Origin of the sequence: Gulosibacter sediminis (assembly GCF_014904065.1) — a bacterium.
Lineage (GTDB): Bacteria > Actinomycetota > Actinomycetes > Actinomycetales > Microbacteriaceae > Gulosibacter > Gulosibacter sediminis.
In genome coordinates this window covers 1-10,541 of record NZ_JACXJG010000064.1, presented here as the reverse complement: position 1 = coordinate 10,541, position 10,541 = coordinate 1, and the positions used below count along the sequence as shown (strand labels likewise).

The following is a 10,541-nucleotide window of genomic DNA, read 5'->3' as shown; positions in this document are numbered from 1 at the left end:
TCGATTGCGATGAGCCCCTTAAGAAATGTGTAGAACAATTTTGCGCCAGCCGGGGCAAATTGTTGCGTTTTGCAATATCAACCCAATAAGCCACTAGACTCAAACCTCCCGCGAGGTCGCTCTCCCTATGATCGCGCCGTCTCGACGGATGAACGCCTGGACCGTTACTCCTGGCGGCACATTTTCAAACACCGTGTTCGCAGACGAGCCGTAGGCACGCACATCAATACGTTTGCCGCCGCGCATGAGTTGAAGCGCAAGTTGCGAACCGGTCTTTCTAACATCATCGAAGTTCGTGGAAGCGTGAACTTGGCGACCATGTCGTTTCGCGTCAACTTTGAGCCTGCCGGGGAGAATACCGAACCAGAGGCCGGATGATTCATCGGTCGGTATCTGGTTCCGGCTGAGTTCGAGGACGTCTTGAGGTGCCGCCAAAGTCTGGCTACCCAGCCCTACAATTTGGAACCCGTCCTTCCTCTGTCGTGACAGGTTTTGTCCCCATCTCATATAGACGAACCCGGCTCCGTAGTTGCGCACCGCATATAGACCGACCCCATGGCGGGCCATCCTGCGCTTCTGATCCTTGTCCATGACCTCCGGGATTGACCATGCCGACCGCCTCGCTAGGTCATCCCGTGAACCCGGATCGTCGATGACGTAGAACTTGTCGCCGGTGAGGGTCCGCTCGAGAGCAACGGTGCGCACCTCGACCTCGTCATCACCGATGTAGGCGATATTGACGTCGAGCAGCCCGAGCGCCAAGTCATCTTGGTGCGCAATCCGCTCGTTCGACCTCGCCGCTTGCGCGACAGTCACCAGCGTCGTGGTGTGCCAGGGCAGCCAGACATCATCGTCATCCAGCGTGACGCGGATCAGCCGGTCGTACGCGCTGAAATCGACGGCCTTGCACGACGACGTGAACAGCTGTTCCCGGTACGGTGCATGCTTACTCGGGTTCTTCTGCCAGTCCACGCGATCCTGGTCGCCTTCGGGGTAGCCGATCTCGGGGTGGTCGTAGGTATGAATCTTGATCGCGACGCGTGCATCCCGAATGTCCCGCCACCGGTCAATTTCACCCTGCACCTTCTCGATCCAGGTGCCCTTGTCACGGGAGACATAGACCACCACGGACAGTTCGGCCTGAGCTGGCACCTGCTGCTTCGACAGCGACTCGAGCGTCAGTTGAAATCGTTCGAAATAGGACGAGAGAATCTCGGGGTCGTTCTCGTAGTCACAAAAGATCGTCTCAAGCAGGATGAGCGTCGAGGCGGGTTCATTCATCGCGGATTCCTAACCAAATGCTGCTTAACGCTGCTCTGCGTCGAACGTGTCACCTGCGCGCACGACCCGCTCGTCGTCCCAGCGCTCGAGGGTGAGGTCGAGGTATTTCGTCAGTACGTGCCGGTACGGCATGCTGTGGCCGTCGCCGAAGTAGCGGATGTCGAACTCCATGCCGCTGTCGGCACTCACCGTACTCTCGAGTGGCAGGTCGAGCTGAGTCGCGAGGTGCCCAAGGTGGTTCTCCATGTGGAACGTGTCACCACTGTTCTGCACGATGAGCGCACGGTTGCGCATCTGCGTCGTCGAGGTGACGACGTCGAGGACCGACAGCCGCCCGGGCATCGCGGCGCGAGCATCCTCGAAGCCGGCGAAGCTCGGCAGCGCGACCTGCATGAAGCGCTTGACGAAGCGCGGGTAGTATTCCGAGATCGTCACCTGCGGGTTGAACGAAAGTGCGCGTGAACCGGGCACATGCGACGACGCCATGAGTGACGCGAAGCCGCCTGCCGAGCCGCCCATGAACAGCACCCGAGCGAGGCCGAGCTTGGCGCGCAGCTGCGTGGCCAGGCGAACGACGCGAGCGAGTTCATCCGACTCACGGGTGCCGATGTACCAACCGATCTGCAGGTCGGCCGCGAGGCCGAGCGTCGAGTCGCCGACATAGAGCACGTGTTCCTTGCGGTTCTTCAACGTGCCAAGCCACTCAAACCGAGGAATCGTATATTTCTCGCGATTGATCGCTCCGTGCAGCACTACGGCCAGTACATCGGAAGTACCGGGCTGGTACAGCGCATGCAGGGGCCGCTTCTCAGCTCGCGACCGATCCGGCGCGAAGACGTAGTGGCCACGCTTCCCGTTCGGCGAAAACAGCGACAGGTCTGCCCACTGGACTACCTCGGCGTCATGCCGGGTATCCCACTGAGGTGTTGCAATCGTCATTCCTACTCCTTTGCGGAAGGCGAGATCGCTTCCGCTAGCTCAGCCAGAACAACGTCAGCGCCAAACCGCTCCTGCACCATCGCCGCGAGCTGGGCCGGGTTGCTCTTCGCTGAAAGCACCCGCTGCGCCATCTCCTCGACGGTCGCGCTGATCCACTCTCGAGGATAGATGAGATCCGCACCCGGCCAGTCAATCGAGGACGGGAGCGCACCGGAAGCGGCGCCGTCGGGAATCGTCAGGTGGAACGACTCGAAGTCGCTCACCGACACAGCGACGCCGATATTGCGGTACCACTCCTCCATGTCGGGCCCAAAGCCGTCGAAGACGACGGCGCCCTCGTGCTTCGCGTTGATCGCGTCGATGCGCGCATACTGCACGTCGTAGTACGCCATCTCGTCGGGGCGGTTGAGCATCCACGGGTAGTCGGCGGGCTGCTTGCCCTTGATGCGCAGCTTGTAGCTGCCGTCGACCTCGAGCAGGCGCTCGAGCAGGTCAAGGGCCCGGTCGAGTCGCTTCGGTTGCGCGACGATGCCGACGAGACCGAGCGTATGCTCGGCGCCCTCGTGCTTCGGCAGATGCAGCGACGTGACGTCAACGGGGTTCGGAATCACCCGCGTCTTCTTCTGCGGCACGCCGTGGCTCTCGATCGCTGCACGGCGAATGAGCTCGCCGACGAAGATGTACTCGTCGACGTTCTTGTGCGTAATCGCGCGCAGGTGCGGCCGGCGCAGCTCCTGCGAGTGGACGCGAACGACGAGCCGCTGGTGCGGCTTTACGCGCTTCGAGTACCACTCGGCGTTGCCAAGCCCCCACTCGCAGAACACGATGTCGGCGCGCTCGAGCAGCTCCTCGGAGCGCTCGGCGTCGTGCTTCGTGTGGCTCTCCCACTCGTCGAGCAGAATCGTGTGCCCGGCCGTCTCGAGCGTCTCGATGAGAGTGCGCGCGAACTTCAGGTCGTGGCCGGCGACCAGGATGCTCTTGCTCGCGTTTTCCTCGCTCGGCACCTCGGCCTCAACCTCGTCGAGCGGCAGCGTATACACCGGCTCCGCCGGCGGGAACAGGAGCTCGACGCCAGTCACCGGGCGGGTGTTCAGCGCGCGTTCGAGCCCGTGGCTGAACTCGACCAGGTCGCGACGTACGAGCCCCTCGGTGCCGTTCGGCGCATCCGTCGGCGTCGCGAGTGCGACGCCCACGTCGTCGGCCGTCGCCGTGCGGAAGGTGATGCGGTTCCAGTCGCCGAAGCGGGTCGGCAGCAGGAGATCCTCGAAGTGCGTGCGGCCGACGGGCGCCGACACCTGGCCGAGCCAGTCAGACTGTGACTGCTCAATCGCGGCGGTGCCCCGCACGCGCACACCCAGGGGCGAGAGGCGCTCACTCGCGGCACCGAAGCCGTCGCTCACGAACACCTCGCTCGGCAGCACTGACTGACGCGCGACGCTGTCAAGCACGGCCTCGTCGCTCGCGTCGAACGCGAGCCCATAGCTGGCCCCGACTCGGGCAGCCACGGGGATGCCCGCGGTGCGCGCGAGCAGCACGAGCGCGGTGTCGACGGTGTGGGCTCGGTAGACGGCACGCATCTGGAACCAGGCCTCGCGCACGCGCTCCTCGGGGTGGGTGCTCCAGTTTTGCAGCAGCGCGCGCCATGTCGCGTTGTCGTTCGTGGCGGGGATCACGCCGCCGAAGGTTTCGGTGATGCCGCGGCCCGGGCCCGAGAGCACGACGCCACCACAGCCGGCGACCTCGACCACGCGGCGCGAGAACATCGAAGGCGATTCGGTCACCGAGTTCACGTTGAGCTGCACGAGGTGCGACTTGTATGAGTCGATGACCTGGTCGTAGGGCAGGTGGCCGCGCACGAACTCCTGCAGGTCGTCGGGGAACTTGTAGGGCGAATCGGGGAACGCGAGTTGCCGGTCGTAGATCGCGAGGCCCACGCTCGTTGCGGCGTTGAGCAGGCGCTGCAGCTGGTGCGAGCGTTCGGAGTAGCGGTCGCCGTAGTAGGTGCCAGCGTACGCGGCGGTGGGGTCGTACTCAGTGCGCGCGGGCAGCGGGTTGTGGATCGCGGGCTGCGCGTAGAACGGCAGCGCCGAGGCCGTCTTCGTGACGGCGCCGGGCGTCTCGAGATAGGGCACGATCATGTTCGCGTCGGTCGTGAAGACGTGGTCGCAGCGGGCGGCCGTCTCACGGAACCGGGCGAAGTGCACCGGGTCTTCCTTGTTCCAGAAGACGGTAGGGATGCCGAGCTCGCGGCAGCGCTCGAGCGCGCCGTAGAGGTCAGCGTTCTCCTGCTCGCCGTAGTGCCCAACACCACGAGTCCACTGCCCTTCGTTGCCGGCCCAGGCCGACTCGATGAACACGAGGTCGAACGCATCGGCCGACGCGAGCTGCTCACGCCAGCGGTCGCGGTCGATCGGGGTGACCTGCATTGAGGCGGCGAGGGTCGCCGAGGTGAACTCGTCGGCGACGAGGCCGACGCGAAGCGACCTCAGCGTGCGCGGGGCGGGCAGCGCCTCGGCATGGCGGGCGCGGGCGAACTCGTAGGCGCCCGCGACCTTGTGCCCGAGGCCCGCCCAGGTTCGCTCGTCGATGGTCCACAAGCGCGCCTTACGGCCGAGGTCGGCGCGCAGCTCCGGGTCTTCGATCAGGCGCTGCAGCTGGTCCGCGAGCGCCGACCCGTCGCCGGCCGGGAACACGAGGCCGCGAGCCTCGTCGGGCCCCGCGATGTCAAGATGCGGCGCGACGTCGGAGAACACGACGGCCTTGGCGGAACTGAACGCTTCAAGCGGCTTCAGCGGCGACACGAGCTCGGTCACCGCCGAGGAGACGCGTGGCAGCGGCATGATGTCAAAGGTGCTGATGAGTCGCGGCATCTCTTCCATCGGCAGACGCCCGAGGAAGGTTACGGTCGTGAGCCCGAGTTCTTCTCGCTGTCGTTTGAGGCCCTTCGTGGTGTCGCCGGACCCGGCGATGGCCACTTGATGCTCGATGCCGCGTTCGGCGAGCTTGGCCGACGCTTCCACAAGCAGGGAGAGCCCCTCATACGGGACGATGCTGCCGGCGAAACCCAGCACCGGCACGTCGGTGCGGATCTTGTGGCTGGCCGCATACGCCTCGTCCTTTGGCAGCGGCACGAACTGATTTGTGTCCACGGCGTTGGTAGCAAGGATCATCTTGGTTCGGTCGACGCCGCGGCGTTCGAGTTCATCGGCAACCTGCGTCGTGATCACCAGTACCGAGTCTGCCTCGCTGGCGACGAGCGTTTCGAGCCGCTCCATGCTCTTGTATCGCTCCGTGTTTTCCCAGCCGGGCTTCTCGGCTGCCTCGGTGATTTCCCAAAGCCCACGTACTTCATACACGAAGGGGACGCCGAGTCGACGGGCCGCGATCAACGCCGCGAGGGCGGTGCGGAAGTTCGAAGCCGAGTGAATGATCGAGGGGCGTTGAAGACGCGCTTCGCGAACGAACGCATCGGCCGCCGCAAGAATGTAGTGGTCAATCGCGGTGCTGCCGAGACCCGGTCCTGGCAGATGCACGTACTCGACATCGCCAACCACACAAACGGTGCGTTCTTGGCTTGGCTCCTCAACATCCGCCCCCCCGTCCCACGGGTAGCCGGCACGCGCCACGACGGTGACATCGTGCCCAGCGTCTCGAAGGCCCGCGGCAACACCGCGAGTGCGTGTCGAGTAGCCGTTCGAGTTGAACGCCGGCGTCGAGTGGACGCAATACATGATCCGGCCAGGCTCCGCAGAATAGGCGATGCCCGGCGCTCGCGCCGGGATCGTCGCCGCGTTCGACTCGATGCGTTCGTATCCCTGGATTTGCTTAACGAGGCGCGAATACTGGGGAGTGAACTTCTCGACGATCTCCGGGTGGCGGTCGATAAGGGCGGCGGGCTCGTGTATCAAACCAAGCTGGTACCACTGTCGGTTGATGACTCGAGACAAGCTCTCAGCGTTGGGCTCGGCTGCAAATTCTTCCAAGAGCTGTTCGATCGAACGCTGGCTCACCGGAACTGCTTTGGGAGTCGAGACGATTGATTCCGACGGTCCTCCTGCGGCGGCGTTTTCCGCCGCCGATGCCAGCGTCTCATCACCGCTCAATTCAGCCGCGGCTGCATCACTTCCAGCCGACGGCCCGGTAGCCTCAAGTCGCTCAGTCGGCTGGAGCAACTTCTTCGCAGCGGCCGCGGGCCACAAGACGGAGCGCCCAACCTGCATGGCGCGAGACCCACGTACACGCTTGAGGTCTTCCTTCAGCCGTGCCGTCTCGCGACGGTATGCGTCGAGTGACCCGTTTGCACGAACGAGGTCGACTTTCAGCCGGTCACGCTGCTTCTGCAGCTGCTTCAGCTCCTTCGCGAGCTTGTCGCGCTCCTGTGCAGCCTTCTTTAGCCGCGAAAGTTCGCCCTCGGCCTTCGCAAGGTTTTTCTTGTCACGGTCATGACGCTCCTCCAGCGCTACGAGGCGAGCGACAACCGCAATTGGGTCCGAAATGAGCTCCGCTGTCCGGAGGGCCTCGATGTGGTCCCGCGATCGTCGTTCGTCCGAATGCATGCGTTTTCCCCTCCAGCGCGTTGGCCGCCGCGGCCTTGCAACTTCGGCCGATTGTACCGATGCCTTGAAACTCGCGGGTTGCGAATCCCGTCCTGCCGTCAGCAAGCGGCCTTCCCCACGTAGCGGATCATTGGAGGCGATATTCGGTGGTCAGGCAGCTGGCCACGGAGGGGTGCAGCTTTGACTTCGTTGTCAAAATTCAATAGTTAACCGTCATGAAACGTCACGCCACTACCGTGATGCCGTTGTTGCGCGTGAGCCATCAATACGTGGCCACGTTACGATTCATCTACTGTCCCGAGGTCGAAACTGCGGAAAGGATCTGCCTGTGGCCATTTCGTTCACGTTCTCAATCCCTGAGGACGGCTTAGAGGTCGCGCCCGTCCTCCGCGTCACGAAGTCCATCGCGGCCAAGGCGTATATCGCAACATTCGAGTTCGACGGGGCCACTCAACGCATCGCGTCCCTCGAGGACTCGCCACGGGGCTTGCACTGGTCCGCGTCGCTCAACTCAGTCTTCGAGTACTTGCCGCCTTTTGAATTGCCTCAAGACAGCAATGTAGCGATCCTCAAGCTGCACAGCTTCAAGATGCCCGCGGGAACGCAGCGACTCGTGCTGGGGATTCGCGAATGGGACCGCAGCGCTGCCCCCGCGGTCGAGGCTTTCCTCAACGTCGCATTGGACACGTCATTCCTTGGCCGCCCGGCAGTGATCTTCCCGGAGGAGAACTGATATGAGCACTCTCGACGTTTCGGTCGTCATTGGATTCCGAGACTGGGGAGCCGAACGCATCCGCCGCTCGGCACAAAGCATCGTGGCCGCGTTTGACGGTATCGCCGGAGAGGTGATCATCTCAGACTACGGCAGCCAGGACCCCAGGCCAACGGAGGTCGTTGCCCAAGAGCTCGGCGCTAAGCATGTGTTTACGCCCGGAGACCCCGACTGGTCGCGTTCGCGCGCCCTGAACGCCGGGTTCGCCGTCGCGGAGGGAAAGGTGCTGATCTCAACCGATGCCGACATGCTCTTCTCCCCCAAGTCGATTCGACGCATCGTCGAGACCGCGCAAGAGGCTGAGCAGTGCGCGCTCTTCCTGCAGTGCCGCGACTTGCCAGAAAGCATGGGTGACGATTACTTCGAAGCACACCCGGAGGTCGACTGGAACGAGTTGGAGATTGTCGGGCGCCTTCGACCTCGCTGGGGCATGGGCGGCATGATGGCGATCTCCGCCGAGGGGTTCGCGGCCATCCGAGGGTTCGATGAGCGCCTTCACACCTACGGGGGCGAAGACCTTGACTTTGCCCAGCGCGCCCGCAGGGCTGGCTACCGCACGGTTTGGGTGGACGACCCCGACGTGCGCATGTACCACATGTGGCATGTCCCCACGCGAAGCGTTGTCGATCAGACAGAGGCGGGCCGCGCCGCGGTCGCCTACAACAAAGATGTCGTCTACAACGACAAGACCTACACGAGAAACACGACCGGGTGGAAGTTCAAGCCTGAGAACACGCCGCCGTTGGTCAGCGTGGTGTTCGCCACGAAGGACCGCGCCGATCTCCTGCGCGAGGCGATTCAATCCGTCTTGATTCAAACGGTTCAAGACTTCGAGATCATCATCGTTGACGATGGTTCCGAGGACGACTCCACGCGGGCCGTTGCCCAATCCTTTGGTGATGAGCGAATTCGCTACTTCCGCCGCGAGGCCGCGGGCATCTCCGCCGCCCGAAACTTTGCTCTGGATCAAGGCCAGGGCTACTACACGGCCGTCATGGATGACGACGACCTGATGCCGCCACAGCGGCTCGAATGGCAGCTTGCGGCAGTCACTGCAGAGTACGTGGGGTCCACCGGTTCCTTCATCAATTTCGATGACGAAACGGGCGAACTCCAGGTCATCATCTCGAATGTTCCGAGCGTGGCGCAGGCTGCCCAGAAGGGCGGAGCGCCGGGTCACGGTACCTGGCTCCTTCGGACCGACGTCATGCGCACGATTCGCTACGACGAAACCCTGACCAGTGGCGTCGACAACAACTTCTTCCTGCGTCTGCTGCGGACTGGTTACCGAGTTTCCCACTGCGGCAAACCGGTTCTTCTGCGTCGTCGGCACAGCTTGCAGGTCACAGCGACCGATTCCGCGAATCAAGGCGACGCTGCCAAGCAGGCTCTTCAGTTCTTCCGGTTTGGGCTCACGAACTGGCATATGAAAAAACTCGCGGATGCGGCGAAGGTCAATGCCTTTCCTCCCGTGAAGGACAGAGACGAGTTTGCCCGGTCAGTCCATGCCTACCTGCCGGATCATCTCGTCACGCGAAACGCAACGGTTCAGGTAAGCTCCCTGCCCAAGCGAATGCCCGAATTCGATGGCGAGGTTCGTGGCCAGCTGCTAAGTCGTGATGGGGTGCTCCTGTCCTCACACATGAGCGTGAAGGGCGCCAGTTACGGGGACCTAGTGAAGCTCGCCGCGCTCGGTACCCGCATTGAGGCACAAGTTGCGACGGCTGAGAGCACTTCTGAAGAATCTCATTCGGCGGCCGGATGGGTAACTGAAGCTCTCGCCGACTTTCTCACACAGACACCTCAAGGCTCAACCATCCGTGGCAACAAGCCAACGCTCGAGGCAGAACCGCAGGCCGGTGTCGGTTCCGAGTATGTCTTTGAGGACAGCCGGACGCGGCGAAAGCTTGTCTTGACTCACGAGTCAGCCGTGAACTCATTACCCGAGACGACGCCATGGTTCGTCGTGGGAACAACCGTCAAGGAGTACTGGTCGTGAAAATCACTTGGAAGAGTACCGAATATGGGCAGTTCGGTTTCCATGCTGAGCTAGACGAATATGACGGCACGCCACCCGTATCTTCGCTCCTACTCGATCATTCTCCGCAGTCGATCAACCCCGAACGGGAGGCTATTGCAGGGTACCTCGCATTCGGACACTGGGCGAGCGGGGACCTCCATCTGCCCCACAAGCTCGGCCCTAACACAGCTACGGCCATCGAAGCCGACCTTAAGCACATTGCGATTCGCCCCTCCCCCATCGAGTATTACCCCAAGGCCCTTGAGCAAGGCATTCGCGATGTTGAGGTGTCCTTCGACCTCAAGTCGCTAGTTCAGTCCAGCACGTCGATTTCAGTTCTCCCCGTGAGCGACTGGAATGGGAGCCTTCGGACGCTTCATTCAATCGCCGTAGCTTCGAATGCTTTCGCACTGGACGCCGCAGCATCGACAACGTTCCCAAGCATTCGAGCGAGGCTGGCCGTCGCAGTGTTGTTTGCCGGGGACCTCTCGGCCGACCGACTGTTAATCAAGAACCTGTCACGCGAGATCCCGGAAGTCGAAATATCACGACTAACGAATCTCCTACTGTCAGCACGCTTGGGCCTGCAAGCCAACTACCGGCCTGAGTAGTATCCAGGTTCACGACATTCGCGACAGCCCTGAAGGCGACGCCTACTCCGCGACATCAGCGACAATGCTGACGTGCGCGCCTACCGGCGCGCGATCATGGCCATCGCCCACGACGCCATGACCACACCAGCGAAGCCGTCCGACGGTACCAAATCAGCCAGCAACACCTCCGCCGCCAAGGTTTCGGCGCAGGCCCCGTAATCTTCGCGTGGTAGCCCGCGATCGATTCAATCAATGTCATTCCGTCGACTAATTGGCGTGGAAGTCTCTGCTCAAGGCGAAACATCTTTGATGCTTAGAAGCCTCATGCCCTCGACCCGGCTGCCACGACAAATTGCCGACGGGTCTGCTGCACGGATAGG

At 62.6% G+C, this 10,541-nt stretch carries 7 protein-coding genes; 4 read left to right on the top strand and 3 right to left on the bottom strand.

The features are described 5' to 3' along the window. Positions 1-99: 99 nt before the first annotated feature. The 3 genes from ID132_RS13030 to ID132_RS13020 are packed head-to-tail and all read right to left on the bottom strand — an operon-like array spanning position 100 to position 6,167. A complete protein-coding gene (locus tag ID132_RS13030; protein ID WP_193128824.1) occupies positions 100-1,281 on the bottom strand; it encodes a hypothetical protein in 1,182 nt (393 codons plus the stop codon). Between the two features lie 24 nt (positions 1,282-1,305). Continuing rightward, positions 1,306-2,220, bottom strand: coding sequence for a hypothetical protein (locus ID132_RS13025; protein ID WP_193128823.1), 915 nt, complete (start codon positions 2,218-2,220; stop codon positions 1,306-1,308). A gap of 2 nt (positions 2,221-2,222) precedes the next feature. Continuing rightward, positions 2,223-6,167: a glycosyltransferase gene (locus ID132_RS13020; RefSeq protein WP_193128822.1), complete on the bottom strand. Its 3,945-nt coding sequence runs from the start codon at positions 6,165-6,167 to the stop codon at positions 2,223-2,225. A gap of 937 nt (positions 6,168-7,104) precedes the next feature. On the opposite strand from ID132_RS13020, the gene ID132_RS13015 reads away from it, so the two are divergent. The 4 genes from ID132_RS13015 to ID132_RS14510 all read left to right on the top strand — a co-directional run bounded on the left by ID132_RS13015 (position 7,105) and on the right by ID132_RS14510 (position 10,380). Then, on the top strand, positions 7,105-7,509 hold the full coding sequence (locus ID132_RS13015; protein WP_193128821.1) for a hypothetical protein: 405 nt from the start codon (positions 7,105-7,107) through the stop codon (positions 7,507-7,509). Between the two features lies 1 nt (position 7,510). Continuing rightward, positions 7,511-9,547: a glycosyltransferase family 2 protein gene (locus ID132_RS13010; RefSeq protein WP_193128820.1), complete on the top strand. Its 2,037-nt coding sequence runs from the start codon at positions 7,511-7,513 to the stop codon at positions 9,545-9,547. Further along, a complete protein-coding gene (locus ID132_RS13005; protein WP_193128819.1) occupies positions 9,544-10,179 on the top strand; it encodes a hypothetical protein in 636 nt (211 codons plus the stop codon). Before ID132_RS13010 ends, ID132_RS13005 begins: the two co-directional genes overlap by 4 nt. A gap of 72 nt (positions 10,180-10,251) precedes the next feature. Beyond that, a complete protein-coding gene (locus ID132_RS14510; protein WP_268898540.1) occupies positions 10,252-10,380 on the top strand; it encodes a hypothetical protein in 129 nt (42 codons plus the stop codon). Positions 10,381-10,541: the final 161 nt, after the last annotated feature.